The following is a 16626-nucleotide window of genomic DNA, read 5'->3' on the forward strand; positions in this document are numbered from 1 at the left end:
TTGGTTTTGTCATTGACTCGATCAAGCAGAGTCTGAACGAAACCGTTGATAATGTTTCGCTTATCCCCGCTGTTTTGTTAGCGGTCCCTTGTTTGACGACTCCGCTGAAACGCCCAACCGGGTTTGCATTATTCTTAGAGCTAGAGCAATCACCTCACCTCTCGGAGAATGGGGGGGGGCTAGCCCCATAGTCTTTGCACACCGAAGTGATAACATTCGGCGCCGTTGAAAGGAGTGAAAGCGCCTGTGTCGACGCTTCCATTATGATCTCCCTACAGCCAGCCTTTGATTTGGGCACACACTGCCTTGGTCGAAATTCCATACCGGTCATGCAACGTGGGTAACGCACCCGCATCCAGGAATGCATCGGGTAATGCAATCTGCCTGAAGGTCGGCGTCACGCCATTGCGCAGCAACACGCCGGCGACTGCCTCGCCCAGTCCACCAATAATGGAGCTGTTTTCTGCGGTGACCACCAGGCGACCTGGTTTGCGGGTTTCAGCCAGAATGGTTTGTTCATCCAGCGGTTTGATCGTCGGCACGTGCAGCACGGCAACATCAACCCCGTCCGCTTGCAGCTCTTTTGCAGCCTCCAGTGCACGCATGGTCATCAAACCGGTGGAGATGATCAGAACATCGTTGCCGGTACGCAGGGTCTTGGCTTTGCCGATCTCGAATTTGTAGCCGTACTCGTCCAGTACCAGCGGCACATTACCGCGCAGCAAGCGCATGTAAACCGGGCCTTGGTGCGCTGCGATGGCGGGCACGGCCTGTTCGATTTCAAGCGCATCGCACGGGTCGACGATCATCAGGTTGGGCATGGCGCGGAAGATCGCCAGGTCATCTGTGGCCTGGTGGCTTGGGCCATAGCCGGTCGTGAGGCCTGGCAATCCACAGACGATTTTGACGTTGAGATTTTCCTCGGCAATCGCCATGCAGATGAAGTCGTAGGCGCGGCGGGAGGCGAACACGGCGTAGGTCGTGGCAAAGGGTACGAAACCTTCCCGGGCCATGCCGGCGGCCGCACTCATCAGCAGTTGCTCGGCCATCCCCATCTGATAGAAACGATCCGGATGCGCCTTGGCGAAAATGTGCAGGTCGGTGTACTTGGACAAGTCGGCGGACAGTCCGACGATATCCGGACGCTGATCCGCCAGCGCGGCTAACGCATTTCCAAAAGGCGCGGATTTCGTGGCTTGGCCTTCACAGGCAATCGACGCGATCATCGCCGAGGTGGTCAGGCGTTTTTTGGCCGGCTCGCCAGTAGAAGTCGGAGTGTTGGTTGCGTTGCTCATTGTTTTTTTCCTTCTTCAAGGTTGCTCAGTGCCAGATCCCATTCGTGTTCTTCCACGCGGATGAAATGCGTTTTCTCCCGGGTTTCGAGGAAGGGCACACCTTTGCCCATTTTGGTATCGCAGATGATCACGCGTGGCTGGGTGCCAGGGTGGTTGCGTGCAGCGTCGAAGGCGGCGACCAGTGCATTCAGGTCATTGCCATCGACGCGCTGGGTGAACCAGCCAAACGCCTGCCACCGATCGACGATCGGCTCGAACGAGAGGATTTCACTCGAGTAACCGTCAGCTTGCTGGTTGTTGACGTCGACGATGGCGATCAGGTTGTCGAGCTTCCAGTGCGACGCCGACATCACCGCTTCCCAGGTCGAGCCTTCATTCAGCTCGCCGTCCGACAGCAGGTTGTAGACGAAGGCAGTTGAGCCTTTGCGTTTGAGGCCCAGGCAGGCACCGACCGCGATGCCCAGGCCCTGACCGAGCGAACCGCCGGTGATCTCCATGCCGGGGGTGTAGGTGGCCATGCCCGACATCGGCAGGCGGCTGTCGTCCGCGCCGTAGGTTTCCAGTTCATCGAGCGGGATGATGTCGGCTTCGATCAGGGCCGCATACAGTGCAATCGCGTAGTGACCGATGGACAGGTAAAAGCGATCGCGGGCTTCCCATTCCGGGTCTTCGGGTCGATAGTTCAATGCGTGGAAGTAGGATACGGCCAGCAGGTCGGCGGCGCCGAGGGCCTGGCCGACGTAGCCTTGTCCCTGAACCTGCCCCATGCGCAATGCGTGGCGGCGGATGTTGTGGGCACGTTGCGCCAGAGTCGTGGATGTCGCGAATGCAGGATGAGCAGTCATAGTGAAAACTCCAATAAATCAACGATTGACCAAGGCGGCGGGGATGCGCAGCACCAGCGTGGCACCGAACAGCAGTACGCCGGTGATCAGGTACATGCCGATGGCGCTGGAACCGGTCTGTGTGGTGATCCAGCCGATCAGGTAGGGGGAGCAGAAGCCGGCGAGGTTGGCGAAGCTGTTGACCGCCGCGATGCCTGCGGCGGCGGACACACCACCCAGCAGCGTGGTGGGTAGCATCCAGAACAGCGATGTCGCCGACAGAATTCCGGAAGCGGCCAGGCAAAGGCTGAGAATAGAGAGCGTTATATTCCCCCCCATCAGAGCTGCCAGGCTCAGCCCGATAGCACCCGCGATCATCGGTACAATGAGATGCCAGCGGCGCTCACGATGTTTGTCACCGCTGCGTCCGGCATACAGCATGGCCACAATCGCACAGAGGTAGGGCAGGCTGGTCAGGAAGCCGATGTGCAGCGGATCGGAAACCCCTGCGTTACGCACCAGGGTAGGCAGCCAGAAGGTGATTGCGTACTGTCCCATCACCACGCAGAAGTAGATGCCGGCCAGCAACCACAGACGACGATCGCGGATGAACTCGCCCACCGAGGCATGGGTGACTTTCTGCTGGTCGTCCTCGGCCAGTTCGCGGCTGATCAGTGCTTTCTCGTCATCATCGAGCCAACTGGCCTGATGCACGCCGTCCTTGAGATAGCTCAGCACCAGCAACCCGACAACGACCGTGGGCACCGCCTCCAGCACGAACATCCATTGCCAGCCGGCCCAGCCGTGCATGCCAGCGAAGTGAGTCATGATCCAGCCGGAGAGCGGGCCGCCGACCATTCCCGACAGCGGAATGGCGATAAACCAAAGCACGGTCATGCGGGCACGCCGGTACGACGGAAACCAGTAGGTCAGATACAGCAGCAGCCCCGGCGCCAGGCCCGCTTCGGCAATGCCGAGCAGAAAGCGCAGCGCATAAAATTGCCAGGCCGTCTCGACGAAGGCGAACAGCGCGGAGACGATGCCCCAGGTGATCATGATGCGCGCGATCCACACGCGTGCACCGACCTTATGGAGAATGATGTTGCTGGGGACTTCGCACAGGAAGTAACCGATGAAGAACATGCCCGCACCCAGTCCGTAGACCGTTTCGCTGAGTGCCAGATCGTTCATCATTTGCAGCTTGGCAAAGCCGACATTGACCCGATCAAGATAGGCGCACAGGTAGCACAGCATCAGAAAAGGCATCAACCGCCACGCGGTTTTACGGTAGGCGTTGGAGCGCACGGTCGAAACCGCTTCGAGCGACAAGGTTGTCATGATGGTCTGATCTCTTGTTTTTATTGACCGCCAGGCCATGAGGCCCGGCTGCATCGTCGATCCAGAACCGCACGGGCCGCGAGGCCCGCCAGGTGTCATCAGTGAATCAGCATTCCGCCGTTCACATCCAGCGTGATGCCGGTCAGGTAGGAGGACAGGTCGCTGGCCAGGAACAGGGCGGCGTTGGCGACATCCTGGGCCTCACCCAGACGACCCAGTGGGATGCCGTCGATGATCGCGTGGCGGCGTTCGTCCTGCATGAGACCGCCGGTGATGTCGGTGTGAATCAAACCAGGTGCAATGGAGTTGACGCGTACCTTGTCCGGCCCCAATTCGCGCGCCATGGCTTTGGCCAGACCCAGCACGCCCGCTTTGGCGGCACTGTAATGAGGGCCACCGAAAATGCCGCCGCCACGCTGAGCAGAAACGGACGACATGCACACGATGCTGCCGGAGGACTGTTTACGCATGGTTGGAATCACTGCCTGCGACATGAGCAGGGTGCCGCGCAGACTGACGTCCAGCACCTTGTCGTAATCGGCAGGGCGGATGTCCAGGGTCTTGAGTGGTTGGGTGATGCCGGCGTTGTTGACGAGAATGTCGATGCGGCCGAAATGCTCGATGATTTTGGCGACTGCCTGTTGAACCTGCGATTCGTCAGCGACGTTGGCCGCGAGACCGAGATGACCTTCGCCCAGGGAAGCAGCGGCATCACGTGCGGCGGATTCATCCAGATCGAGGATCACGACGCGGGCGCCTTGTTGTGCGAAGGTGGTCGCTGTAGCGCGGCCAATGCCACGTGCGGAGGCTGCACCGGTGATGATCGCGACTTTGCCTTGAAGAAGCATGGAGGGTACCTCTGATTGTTGTTATTGGGTCGACCCGAAACGAATCGATGGCTCAGCTTGTTCCGCAGCCCCGCCTTGAGCAATAACGTGAACTTCACTGGATGCTGAAAAAAATTCAGCACTCGCCAATGAAATGATCGGATGGTTGAATAGGTGAGCGCCCGGCCTATGCCACTTGCAGCGGAATAACAATAATCATGCGTTCACCCGGCGATGCACCTGCGATACTGCCACCCCTGAAAGCCATTCAGGCCTTTGAACAGACCGCCCGCTTTGGCAATGTAGCGCGCGCGGCTGAGCTGCTCGACCTGACACCCTCGGCGGTCAGCCACCAGTTGGCCAAACTGGAGGCGATGATCGGTCGACAGTTATTTTTCAGAACGGCCAGAGGCGTGACGCTGACCCCGATCGGCGAGCAATACCTCACTGAGGTTTCCGGCATCCTGCACAGTCTCGCCGTGGCGACCGAGCGCGCCGCCAGTGATGTCAGCCTTGATTGTCTGCGATTGCACTCCTCGCCCAGTTTTGGCCTGTTATGGCTGATGCCGCGTCTGGAGCAGTTTCGCCAGAGCCATCCCGATATTCAGCTCAACCTCTCGTGTTCCTACGAATCGCTGCACTTCAGTCGAGACAAGATCGATGTCGACATCCGCCATGGGATGCCCAATTGGCCGAGCTTCGAGGTGCGAACGATACGTGATGAAAAAATTGCGGTGATGGCGTCCCCGAAACTGTTGGAAAAGCACCCGATCCGAATGGTCGCGGATCTGCTGGACAGCAATCTGATCCTTTCGGAGGCCACGCTGATCAAGTGGCCACAGCTGTTTGCACAACATGGCTTGTCACGTCCAGAAAAACCCTATTCGCTGAGCTTCGACCGGTCTTACATGACATTAGAGGCCGCCAGCCACGGGCTTGGCTTTGCTTTGGAAAGCACATTGCTGGCGCAGGATTATCTCGCGCGCGGTGCTTTGGTAGAGGTAGCACCGGAGCTGAGCGCTTCAATTACTGCACACCATTTGGTTTTCCCAAGGGCCCACTCAAACTTTCCCAGGGTCAGACGATTCCTGGAATGGATGCAGAAAGAGTTGGGGCATGATTTCAGTTATTGACTGTCATTCGCGGTGCACGAATCACTCGTAAATGACGGCGCGTCGCTAGGTGCCTGCTCGAGTTAGATGCATCCCCACAACGTGTGTGGGGCTGCGAAAGCGGGCTTGGCCATTCAAGGCTTTGGTCGGATTACTCCTCGCGTTTCACCACCAAAGTCAAAATGTCATAGCTGGCCACTAGTTCTCCCAATTGATTGGTCACTTCCACATCCCACGCCACCACGCCTTGCGGAATGCCTTGCGGGCTCTTTTTGCCCTGGTCGATTTTGCGTTTGCAGGTCAGGCGTGCCTGGATGGTGTCGCCGATGCCCACCGGGTTGATGAAGCGCAGGGTGTCGAGGCCGTAGTTGGCCAGGACCGGGCCGGGTGCCGGGGACACGAACAGGCCGGCTGCGGCCGAGAGCACGAAGTAGCCGTGAGCGATGCGTTTGCCGAATTGCGATTCCTTGGCGGCGATGTCGTCGAAGTGCATGTAGAAGTGGTCGCCGGACAGGCAACCGAAGTTCACCAGATCGGTCTCGGTCACGGTGCGGCGGTGGGTCAGTAGCGATTCACCGATCTGCAAATCCTGGAAGAAGCGGCGGAACGGGTGCACTTCGGTTTCGATGACCTTGGCGCCACGCACGTATTCGCCGGTGACGGCGGCGAGCATGGTCGGCGAGCTTTGCACCGCGGCGCGTTGCAGGTAGTGTTTCACCGCGCGCAAGCCGCCGAGTTCTTCACCGCCACCGGCACGACCCGGGCCGCCGTGCTTGAGTTGTGGCAGGGGCGAGCCGTGGCCGGTGGATTCGGCGGCGGATTCGCGGTCCAGCACCAGCAAGCGTCCGTGCCAGGCCGCGGCGACCGGGATGGCCTTGGCGGCGATTTGTGGGTCCTTGGTGATCAGACTGGCCACCAGGCTGCCCTTGCCGCGAGCGGCCAGAACCAATGCTTCATCCAGATCGTCGTAGGCCATCAAGGTGCTGACCGGACCAAACGCTTCGATGTCGTGAGCGCCGCCTTCGGCGTGAGGGTCGCGGGCCTGCAACAGGGTCGGCGCAAAGAACGCACCCTGGCTGACGTTTTCGCCGCGTGGTTCGAAACCGTCGCGGGCGCCGAACAACAGATCGCTGCTCTGCAACAGGCTTTCCAGGCGCTCGGCGACGTCTGTTTGCTGATCGTGGGAGGCCAACGGACCCATGCGCACGCCTTCCACCGACGGGTCACCGACCACAACTTTTTTCAGTCGATCGCGCAAGCGAGTGGCGACCGCATCGATGTGTTTGGCCGGGACAATCGCGCGGCGGATGGCGGTGCATTTCTGCCCGGCCTTGGTGGTCATCTCGCGCGCGACTTCCTTGATGAACAACTCGAACTCTTCGTCGTCCGGGGTCACGTCCGGGGCGAGGATCGCGCAGTTCAATGAGTCGGCTTCGGCGTTGAACGGCACCGAGTTACGAATCAGATTCGGATTGACCCGCAGCTTGGCGGCGGTGTCGGCGGAACCGGTGAACGTCACCACGTCCTGGCCTTGCAGACGGTCGAGCAAGTCACCGGTGCTGCCGATGATCAGTTGCAGGCTGCCCGCCGGCAGCAAGCCGGATTCGTCCATCAGGCGCACCACGGCTTCGGTCAGGTAGCTGGTGGCGCTGGCCGGTTTGACGATGCACGGCATGCCGGCGAGAAAGCTCGGGGCGAATTTTTCCAGCATGCCCCAGATCGGGAAGTTGAACGCATTGATGTGCACCGCCAGACCACCGCGCGGCACCAGAATGTGCGTGCCGGCGAAGGTGCCGAGCTTGCTCAGCTGCATCGCCGGGCCTTCGTGGACGATGTTGCCCGACGGCAGTTCCCGGGAACCGAGGCTGGCGTAGGTGAACAGCGTGCTGTTGCCGCCCTCGATATCGATCCAGCTGTCGGCGCGGGTGGCGCCGCTGTGGTGGGAGATCGCGTAGAGCTGTTCCTTGCGTTCGCTCAGGTACAAGGCCAGTGCCTTGAGACGTTGCGCCCGTTGCTGGAAGTCCAGCGCCATCAAGCCGCTGATGCCTTGGCGACGACCGTGCTCGACGGCTTCGGCGAAGTCCGGGCGTTCCTCGTGGGTGCGTGCAATCTCGTGGCCGTCGATGGCGCTGCGCAGCACCTGGGCACCGTGTTGGCCGATCCAGCGACCGGCGATGAAACTTTGCAGGGTAGGGGCGTGAGACATCACGATTCCTCCAGGTTGTGAAAGGTGTTGGCGCGGCGGTAACCGCGCCCTTCAGGGATTACCAAAGCGCCACGGTGTAACCGACGATCAGCCGGTTTTCATCGAGGGCGGTGTTCAGGCCATTGCCGGAGCGGAAGGTCACGTTGCGCCAGCGCAGGCTGACGTCCTTGAACACGCCGCTCTGGATGACGTAACTGATGTCGGTGTCGCGTTCGCGCTCACGGCCGTTGTCGACGGTGCCGGCCTTGACGTGGCGACCGTCGGTGTAGCGGGTCATGAAGGTCAGGCCGGGAATGCCTTGCGCCGCGAAGTCGTAGTCGTAACGCAACTGCCAGGAGTCCTCGTCGGCGCGGGTGTAGGTATTGAAGGTCACCAGGTTGACCACGTACGGATCGCCGCCGTTGAGAAACGGAAAGGCACTGTCGCCGGACAATTGCTGGTAGGTGGCACTGACCTTGTGGGCACCGTGGGACACGGTGAACATGCTGTTGAAGTTGCGGTTGTCGATGCGCCCGGCGCGTTCGGCGCCGTCGCCCCGGCTGTCGAAATAGCGCAAGTCGCTGCGCAGGTTGAAACCGTTGCCCAGCGGCTGGGTATGCACCAACCCGACAAATTGCTGGCGATAAATCTGATCGAGCTTGCCGTAGTAGTAGCTCAGGTTCAGTTGCGGACTGAACGCGTAGCTGCCACCCGCAAAGTCGAAGTGATCACTGCTGGCGGCGGCGTAACCGATGTCATCGTTGCTGGAGGAATCCCGCAGGTTGGCCTTGGTCAGGCGCCCGGTATTCAGTGTCAGGCCACTGATTTCCTGGCTGGTCAGCAAGCCGCCCTCAAAGGTCGAACCGAGCAGGCGAGTGTCGTTGTAAGTCGCCACCGGCAGCAGGGGTTGCAGGGTGCCGAGCTTCAACACGCTTTTCGACACCCGCAGCTTGCCGGTCAGCCCCAACTCGCTGAACTCGTCCGCTGGCTCATGGCTTTTCGGACCGAAGGGCAGCAGCCCGGTGCCACGGCGATCCGGGCTGGAGTCGAGTTTCAATCCCAGCTCCCCCAGCGCATCGAGACCGAAGCCTAAAGTACCGTCGGTGAACCCGGACTCGATGCGCGCGGTGAAACCCTGCGCCCATTCTTCAGCCTTGGATTGTGGCGCGTTGTCCTGGCGGAAATCGCGATTGATGTAGTGGTTGCGCATTTCAATGCGGGCCTTGCTGTCATCGATAAAGTCGGCCATGGCGCTGGGGGCGACCATGGGCAGGCTCAATGCGGCGGCCAGCGAAAACAGTGATTCGTAAGGTGCAGAACGTGCGGGCTTCATTGTTTTTATTCCCTGCCATCAGTCGGTCGTGATTAGTGCTTGCTGGCGCCGGAGGCACCGATGCCGGTCATCGAACGGATGAACTGCGCCAGGTAGCGGCCGCGCTCAAGGGCCGCTCGCGGCGAGGTGTCGGTGACCGAAAACAGCCAGGCACTGAAAAACGCGAGGCTCATGGAAAACAGCGCCGGGTTGGAGTACGGGAACAGCGCCTTGTCGTGATGCAGCACGTTGACCCACACCGCCGGGCTCAGCACCAGCAGGACAATCGCCGAGACCAACCCCGTCAGGCTGCCGGTGACCGCGCCGCGAGTGGTCAGGCCTTTCCAGTACATCGAAAGGAACAGCACCGGGAAATTCACCGACGCGGCGATGGCCAGCACCAAGCCGGAAAGGAACGCAATGTTCTGCGATTCGAACAGCAGGCCGAGGATGATCGCCAGCACGCCGATGCACAGCGTGGCAATGCGCGACACGCGGATTTCCTGTTGCTCGGTGGCCTGGCCCTTGCGCATCACGCAGGCATACAAATCGTGGGACACCGCCGAGGCGCCGGACAACGCCAGGCCTGCAACCACCGCCAGAATGGTGGCGAACGCGACTGCCGAGATGAAGCCGAGGAACAGGTTGCCGCCCACGGCTTGCGCCAGGTGCACGGCGATCATGTTGCCGCCGCCGATGATCGCGCCGCTGGCATCGCGGAACGCAGGATCAGTGCCGACCATCACGATGGCGCCGAAGCCGACGATGATCAGCAGCAAGTAGAAGTAGCCGATAAAACCGGTGGCGTAGAACACGCTTTTACGCGCTTCCTTGGCATCGCTGACGGTGAAGAAACGCATCAGGATATGCGGCAGGCCGGCGGTGCCGAACATCATGCCCAGCCCCAGCGAGATCGCATCGATCGGGTTCGACAGCAAACCACCGGGCGCCATGATCGCGCTGCCCTTGGCGTGCACGGCAGTGGCGCCGGCGAACATCGCTTCGGTGCTGAAACCGAAATGCTTGAGCACCATGAATGCCATGAACGTGGTGCCGAACAGCAGCATCACCGCTTTGATGATCTGCACCCACGTGGTGGCGAGCATGCCGCCGAAGGTCACGTAGAACACCATCAACACACCGACCAGCATCACCGCGTAGAGGTAGTCGATGCCGAACAGCAACTCGATCAATTTGCCGGCACCGACCATCTGCGCCACCAGGTACATCAACGCGACAGTCAGGGTGCCGAAGGCCGAGGTCAGGCGCACCGGGGTTTGTTCCAGGCGATAAGAGACCACGTCGGCGAACGTATATTTGCCGAGGTTGCGCAGGCGCTCAGCGATCAGGAACAGGATGATCGGCCAGCCCGCCAACACGCCCAGGGCGTAGAGCAAGCCGTCGTAGCCATTGAGAAACATCATCGCCGAGATGCCGAGGAAGGACGCCGCCGAGATCATGTCGCCGGCAATCGCCAGGCCGTTCTGGAAGCCGGTCATGCCGCCGCCGGCGGTGTAGAAATCGCTGGCGGAACGGGTGCGCAATGCGGCCCAACGCGTGACGCCGAGGGTGAACAGTACGAACACCAGGAACATGCCGATGGCGTTCCAGTTCAATGGGCGGGACGCGCCGTCGGCGGCGACCGCGAAGTCGGTGACCGCTGCCAGCGGCAACAGGAACAACGCCAGGAGACGGCTCATCGGGCGCACTCCTGTTTCAGTTTTTCGTTGAGCGGATCAATCACGTTGTTGGCGCGATAGACGTAGAAACCGGTCAGCGCGAAGGCCAACACCACAATCACCACCCCGACCAGCATGCCCACCGAGGTCACGCCGCCGCTCAAGGACTGGCCGAGGGTGGCGGGGGAGAACGCCACCAGCAACACGAAGCCGAAATAGATCACCAGCATGATCAGCGACAGCGACCAGTACAGGTTTTGTTTGCGACGAACCAGCTGGATGAAATCGGGGTGCTGGCGGATGAGTTCTACGTCAGTGGGTGTCATGGCACGCTCTCTGTTGTTTTTGTTGTGGGGTGAAACGTGGTGTTTCGGCGTAATGCCTACAGAAACCGGATTCCGGCAGGCAGTACACGAAACCTGTAGGAGCTGGCTTGCCAGCGATGACAGTCTGACGTTCGCGGTGATTTAACGGACCTCATCGCCGGCAAGCCGGCTCCTACAAGGGTTGTGGTGATCTTCAGAGTTGGTCGAAATCCAGGATGACTTTGTCGCTGACCGGATACGCCTGGCACGACAGCACGTAACCGGCAGCCACTTCGTAGTCTTCCAGGGCGTGGTTGCTGTCCATTTCCACTTCGCCTTCGATGACTTTGCATTTGCACGTCGAGCACACGCCGGCCTTGCACGAGTAGGGCAGTTCGGCGCCCTGGGCGTTGCCTGCGTCGAGGATGCTCTGGCTGTTGCGCGGCAGGTCGAAGGCCAGCGCGCGGCCGTCGCTGATGACGGTGATCTGGCTGACCGCCGCATCAACTTGCCGTGCAGCCTCACGAGCCTCGCGTTTTTGCTGGCTGCCAGCGGCGGCAAACAGTTCGAAATGGATGCGCTCCGGTGCCATGCCCTTGGCCTTGAGGCTGTCGCGCACGGTTTCGGTCATCTCCTGCGGGCCACAGATGAATGCCGCATCAAGGGCTTTGACATCGAGCCAGCGGGAGAACAGTTGCTCGCATTTCTCGGCGTTGATCCGGCCGTTGTACAGGTCGACATCCTGCTGCTCGCGACTGAACACGAAGATCAGGTTCAGACGCTGCAAGTAGCGGTTTTTCAAATCTTCGAGCTGTTCACGGAACAGCGCGCCGGAACTTGAACGGTTGCCGTAAAGCAGCGTGACGCGGCTGTGCGGTTCGGTTTGCAGGGTGGTCTTGATGATCGACAGGATCGGCGTGATGCCGCTGCCCGCCGCAACGGCCAGGTAGTTGCCATGGCGAGTCGGATCGAGTTCGACATGGAAGTGCCCGGCGGGCGGCATCACTTCCAGGCTGTGACCGGCCTTCAGCTGTTCGTTGGCAAACGCGGAAAAACGTCCGCCGGCCACGCGCTTGATGGCGATGCGCAGTTCACCGTCATTGACCCCGGTGCAGATCGAATACGAGCGGCGCACTTCTTCGCCGTCCATCTGCGTGCGCATCACCAGGTGCTGGCCCTGGGTGAAGTGAAAACTGTCTTGCAGGTGCTGCGGAACATCGAAGGCGATGGACACCGCGTCACGGGTTTCGGCGCGCACGTCCTTGATGGTCAGGCTGTGAAATTTGCTCATTATTGTTCTCCAGCTGGGACGGCCGATCGCCGCTCAGATGCACTTGAAATAGTCGAACGGCTCGCGGCAATCGACGCAGCGGTACAGCGCCTTGCACGCGGTGGAACCGAACTCGCTGAGCACTTCGGTGTGCGCGCTGCCGCATTGCGGGCAGACGATCACCGGGCTTTCGCCGAGCAGGCTGCGTTTGCTGGTGCTGCCGTCCGGCGGTGCGATGCCATAAGCGCGCAGGCGTTCGCGGCCGATGTCGGTGATCCAGTCGGTGGTCCACGCCGGGGTCAATTTGCGTTCCAGTTGCGGTGCCCTGAAGCCGGCAAGCTCCAGCGCATCGCGGATGTCGCTTTCAATCACCTCGGTGGCGGGGCAGCCGGAGTAGGTCGGCGTGACCACCACGTGCAAGTGGCCGGCTTGCCAGTCGAGATCGCGCACGATGCCGAGATCGACCACGCTGACCACCGGCACTTCCGGGTCCATAACCTGCGCCAGGGTCGCCCACGCGGCGGCCAGGTCGGTCGGTTGGGCCGGCCGGGCGCCGAGGTCGCTGGCGATCAGCTCACCAGGTTGCATCGGGGTATGCTCGTGGCAGGAATTGCATTTCCGCCAACAGGATGCCGAGGTGTTCGGTGTGCAGACCCTTGCGCGCATTCAGGTAGAAATAGCTCGGCGCGGCAGGCACGGGCAGGGTGGCGCTGGCGAAAATCTCGCTGACCTTGGCTTGCCACGCCGCAGCGACTTGCGCGGTGTCCGGGGTGATGCCGGCTTCGCACAGACGCTGTTCGCTGTCATCTGCGCTGGTCAGTTCGACGGTGAAACGCCAGACCTCGGGGATGGCCGCGAGCATGCGTTTGTGGCTTTCCTCGGTGCCGTCACCCAGACGCTCGACCCACTCGCCGGAGCGGCGCAGGTGATAGGTGACTTCCTTCACTGCTTTGGCGGCGATCCCGGCGATTCGCTCGTCGCTGGACTGGCTCAGCCCGCTGAGCACTTGCAGGTGCCAGGCGTCGTAGAGGAATTGCTTGAGGAGGGTCACCGCGTAATCGCCGTTGGGTTGTTCCACCAGCAGCAGGTTGCGATAGGCGCGCTCATCGCGGCGGAACGCCAGGTGATCGGCGTCGCGACCGTCGTCCAGCAATTCGGCGGCGTAGTCCAGCCAGTTGCGTGCCTGGCCGACGAGGTCGAGGCCGACGTTCATCAGCGCCAGTTCTTCTTCCAGCGCCGGGGCCTTGCCGCACCATTGGCACAGGCGCTGGCCCTGGATCAGGGCGCTGTCGCCGAGGCGCAGCAGGTATTCGATCAGATCAGTCTTAGTGTTCATGGTCGACCTCACATGTGCCCGACTTCGGCCGGCAGCTCGTAGAAGCTGGCGTGGCGATAGACCTTGTCGTCCGCCGGGTCGAACAGCGGGTCTTTTTCATCGGGCGACGAAGCAGTGATCAGCGCCGAAGGCACCACCCACAGGCTCACGCCTTCACTGCGGCGGGTGTACAACTCGCGCGCGTTCTCGATGGCCATGGTGGTGTCGGCGGCATGCACGCTGCCGACATGCTTGTGGTTGAGGCCGTGCTTGCTGCGCACGAAAACTTCAAAAAGGGTCCATTCAGACATTGCAGTGACTCCACATCAGGTGGCCGATCAGGCGGCGTTCTTGTTCTGTTTTTTGCGAGCGTGGGCGACCGCGGCTTCGCGGACCCAGGCACCGTCTTCAATGGCTTTACGGCGGGTGGCCACACGTTCCTGGTTGCACGGACCGTTGCCCTTGAGCACTTCGTAGAATTCGCTCCACTGGATTTCGCCGAAGTCGTAGTGGCCGCGCTCGGCGTTCCACTTCAGGTCCGGGTCGGGGCAGGTGCAGCCCAGCAATTCCAGTTGCGGGATGGTCTGGTCGATGAAGCGCTGGCGCAGTTCGTCGTTGCTCTGACGCTTGATTTTCCAGGCCATGGATTGGGCGCTGTTCGGCGAGTGTTCATCGCTCGGGCCGAACATCATCAGCGACGGCCACCACAGGCGATTGATCGCATCCTGGACCATGTCTTTTTGCGCCTGATTACCGTGGCGCATCATGGTCAGGAGAATTTCGTAGCCCTGGCGCTGGTGGAAACTTTCTTCCTTGCAGATCCGCACCATGGCCCGGGAGTAGGGGCCGTAGGAGGTGCGCTGCAACACCACCTGATTGACGATCGCCGCACCATCCACCAGCCAGCCCACCGCGCCCATGTCGGCCCAGTTCAGCGTCGGGTAATTGAAAATGCTCGAGTACTTGGCCTTGCCGCTGTGCAGCTTGGCGATTTCTTCGTCACGGTCGGCGCCGAGGGTTTCCATGGCGCTGTAGAGGTACAGGCCGTGGCCGGCTTCATCCTGAATCTTGGCCATCAATTGCAGTTTGCGTTTGAGCGACGGCGCGCGGGTGACCCAGTTGCCTTCGGGCAGCATGCCGACGATTTCCGAGTGGGCGTGCTGGGAGATCTGCCGGATCAGGGTTTGGCGATAGGCATCAGGCATCCAGTTTTTGGCTTCGATCTTGATTTCTGAATCGATTTTTTCCTGGAAGGCGCGTTCCTGGTCGGACATCTCCGAGAGGTCTTTGATGCGCTTTACGCCGGTTTCTACGAGCTGTGCGTACATGGGGGGTCTCCCGCCTTGAATCTTATCGAGGGCATGGAGAACTTTATAAGCGATACAGAATTTAATATCAAACATAAAATAACGTGTCGTATTTGTTTTTTGTGTCGCTTTGGATGGAAGGCAGTGTTTGAAGGAGGTAGATCGGTGTGTGTATCCGTTTCGCTCCTCTGTGGGAGCTGGCTTGCCAGCGATGGCGGCCTGACAGCCGACCAATCGCCACCGGATGTATCCCATTCCCTGTGGGAGCCAGCCTGCTGGCGAAAAACGCCCGGATACCGCGATCATTCAGGCAGGGCACGTCATCGTTGACGTCCATCGCCAGCAGGCTGGCTCCCACAGGGATTGGGTTCGGCTTGAAAATCGGTAAGTCCAGGCAAAAAAAAGCCCCGCAAAAGCGGGGCCGTAAGGGGTGCAGCAGTCATGCTTTAGGGCGTTTGTCCAATACGTGGCAAGCCTTGCCTTCCGAGCGTTTGATCGAATGGAACGGCTGCAAGACGATCCGCGAACTGATCCCGATGTACGTCTTGATGTGTTTGCTCAATTCCCCACAAACAGCCTTCTGCTGTTCATCGTTCAGGTGCTGGTGCTCAGCCTTCAACTCCACATGAACATCCACACTGTCCAAATTCCCATTGCGATACAGATGAATCTCATAACACTCTGAAAGCTGTTTGATTTTCAGCACCTGCTCCTCAATCTGCGTCGGAAACACATTGACCCCGCGAATGATCAGCATGTCATCGCTGCGCCCGGTGATTTTGTCGATCCGCCGCATCGGCCGGGCAGTCCCCGGCAGCAAACGTGTCAGGTCACGGGTGCGATAGCGGATCATCGGCAAGGCTTCTTTACTCAGAGAGGTGAACACCAGTTCACCCATCTGCCCGTCCGGCAGCACTTCACCGGTGACCGGGTCAATGATTTCCGGATAGAAGTGATCTTCCCAGATCGTCGGCCCGTCCTTGGTTTCCGCGCATTCCATGGCGACACCCGGTCCCATGATTTCCGAGAGGCCATAGATGTCCAGCGCAGTAATGCCCAAACGGTTCTCGATGGCGCTGCGCAGTTCGGCGGTCCACGGCTCGGCGCCAAAGATGCCCAAACGCAGGGCCAGCATGTGCGGATCAATGCCCTGACGCTCGATTTCATCGGCGATGTTGAGCATGTACGACGGCGTGACCATGATGATGTCCGGCTGGAAATCCCGGATCAGCTGAACTTGTTTTTCAGTCTGGCCGCCAGACATCGGAATCACCGTGCACCCCAGGCGTTCAGCACCGTAGTGCGCGCCGAGTCCACCGGTGAACAGACCGTAGCCATAGGAAATATGCACTTTGTCGCCGCGCCGCCCGCCCGCCGCGCGGATCGAACGCGCGACCACGTTGGCCCAGGTGTCGATGTCGTTCTGGGTGTAGCCGACGACGGTCGGTTTGCCGGTGGTGCCGCTGGATGCGTGCAGGCGCACCACGTCATGCATCGGCACGGCAAACATGCCGTAAGGGTAGTTGTCGCGCAGGTCGGATTTGGTGGTGAAGGGAAACTTCGCCAAGTCCTCCAGGCACTTGATGTCATCGGGATGGACGCCCAGCGCATCGAAGCGTTGACGGTACAGCGGCACATTGTTGTAAGCGTGATTCAGGCTCCAGCGCAGGCGTTCCAGCTGGTGCTGACGGAGTTCGTCGATGCTGGCGGTTTCCAGCGGGTCCTGCACGGGATCAAGCACGGCGTTGGCAATTGGCATGTTCATAACTTCACTCGAATTATTTTTGTGTTTCAGCCCTTTTGCACAAGGGCTTTGAGTGCATGCCCCAAGGATACCTCTCGGCTCCTCGGGAATCG

General features: G+C 60.4%; 15 protein-coding genes. 1 reads left to right on the forward strand and 14 read right to left on the reverse strand.

Annotation, left to right across the window (positions count from 1 at the left end):
* Positions 1–272: 272 nt before the first annotated feature.
* The 4 genes from AC1RO5_RS01900 to AC1RO5_RS01915 all read right to left on the reverse strand — a co-directional run bounded on the left by AC1RO5_RS01900 (position 273) and on the right by AC1RO5_RS01915 (position 4305).
* Positions 273–1295 carry a transketolase family protein gene (locus AC1RO5_RS01900; RefSeq protein ID WP_493172246.1) on the reverse strand — a complete coding sequence of 341 codons (1023 nt, stop codon included), beginning with the start codon at positions 1293–1295 and terminating at the stop codon, positions 273–275.
* On the reverse strand, positions 1292–2140 hold the full coding sequence (locus AC1RO5_RS01905; RefSeq protein ID WP_493172248.1) for a transketolase: 849 nt from the start codon (positions 2138–2140) through the stop codon (positions 1292–1294). The genes AC1RO5_RS01900 and AC1RO5_RS01905 overlap by 4 nt, the downstream gene beginning before the upstream one ends.
* Positions 2141–2158: 18 nt before the next feature.
* The gene (locus tag AC1RO5_RS01910) at positions 2159–3457 is read right to left on the reverse strand and encodes an MFS transporter (RefSeq protein WP_493172250.1); all 1299 of its coding nucleotides are present in this window, start codon (positions 3455–3457) and stop codon (positions 2159–2161) included.
* A 98-nt stretch (positions 3458–3555) separates the two neighbouring features.
* Positions 3556–4305 (reverse strand): SDR family NAD(P)-dependent oxidoreductase, encoded by a 750-nt coding sequence (locus AC1RO5_RS01915; protein WP_493172252.1) that lies wholly within the window; start codon positions 4303–4305, stop codon positions 3556–3558.
* Positions 4306–4502: 197 nt separating this feature from the next.
* Between AC1RO5_RS01915 and AC1RO5_RS01920 the strand changes: the two genes are divergently transcribed.
* A complete protein-coding gene (locus AC1RO5_RS01920) occupies positions 4503–5417 on the forward strand; it encodes a LysR substrate-binding domain-containing protein (RefSeq protein WP_008154195.1) in 915 nt (304 codons plus the stop codon).
* Between the two features lie 130 nt (positions 5418–5547).
* Here AC1RO5_RS01920 and paaZ read toward each other — a convergent pair whose 3' ends face one another.
* From paaZ to paaK, 10 genes are all read right to left on the reverse strand, one after another.
* Positions 5548–7602, reverse strand: a complete 2055-nt coding sequence (paaZ, locus tag AC1RO5_RS01925) for a phenylacetic acid degradation bifunctional protein PaaZ (protein ID WP_493172254.1) — start codon at positions 7600–7602, stop codon at positions 5548–5550.
* Positions 7603–7660: 58 nt separating this feature from the next.
* Positions 7661–8914, reverse strand: a complete 1254-nt coding sequence (locus tag AC1RO5_RS01930) for an OprD family porin (protein WP_493172256.1) — start codon at positions 8912–8914, stop codon at positions 7661–7663.
* Between the two features lie 32 nt (positions 8915–8946).
* Positions 8947–10593, reverse strand: a complete 1647-nt coding sequence (locus AC1RO5_RS01935; protein ID WP_008032374.1) for a cation acetate symporter — start codon at positions 10591–10593, stop codon at positions 8947–8949.
* The gene (locus AC1RO5_RS01940) at positions 10590–10898 is read right to left on the reverse strand and encodes a DUF485 domain-containing protein (protein ID WP_008032377.1); all 309 of its coding nucleotides are present in this window, start codon (positions 10896–10898) and stop codon (positions 10590–10592) included. Before AC1RO5_RS01940 ends, AC1RO5_RS01935 begins: the two co-directional genes overlap by 4 nt.
* A gap of 193 nt (positions 10899–11091) precedes the next feature.
* Positions 11092–12168: a 1,2-phenylacetyl-CoA epoxidase subunit PaaE gene (gene paaE, locus AC1RO5_RS01945; RefSeq protein WP_493172259.1), complete on the reverse strand. Its 1077-nt coding sequence runs from the start codon at positions 12166–12168 to the stop codon at positions 11092–11094.
* A gap of 33 nt (positions 12169–12201) precedes the next feature.
* A complete protein-coding gene (paaD, locus tag AC1RO5_RS01950) occupies positions 12202–12735 on the reverse strand; it encodes a 1,2-phenylacetyl-CoA epoxidase subunit PaaD (protein WP_008032381.1) in 534 nt (177 codons plus the stop codon).
* Positions 12722–13483, reverse strand: coding sequence for a 1,2-phenylacetyl-CoA epoxidase subunit PaaC (gene paaC / locus AC1RO5_RS01955; RefSeq protein ID WP_493172261.1), 762 nt, complete (start codon positions 13481–13483; stop codon positions 12722–12724). The genes paaD and paaC overlap by 14 nt, the downstream gene beginning before the upstream one ends.
* A gap of 8 nt (positions 13484–13491) precedes the next feature.
* Positions 13492–13773, reverse strand: coding sequence for a 1,2-phenylacetyl-CoA epoxidase subunit PaaB (gene paaB, locus AC1RO5_RS01960; RefSeq protein WP_003208899.1), 282 nt, complete (start codon positions 13771–13773; stop codon positions 13492–13494).
* Positions 13774–13800: 27 nt separating this feature from the next.
* Positions 13801–14790, reverse strand: coding sequence for a 1,2-phenylacetyl-CoA epoxidase subunit PaaA (paaA, locus tag AC1RO5_RS01965; RefSeq protein ID WP_493172264.1), 990 nt, complete (start codon positions 14788–14790; stop codon positions 13801–13803).
* Between the two features lie 418 nt (positions 14791–15208).
* Positions 15209–16534 carry a phenylacetate--CoA ligase PaaK gene (paaK, locus tag AC1RO5_RS01970; protein WP_493172266.1) on the reverse strand — a complete coding sequence of 442 codons (1326 nt, stop codon included), beginning with the start codon at positions 16532–16534 and terminating at the stop codon, positions 15209–15211.
* Positions 16535–16626 lie beyond the last annotated feature (92 nt).

The sequence above is a fragment of the Pseudomonas sp. GW822-FHT02G04 genome (genome assembly GCF_058802085.1).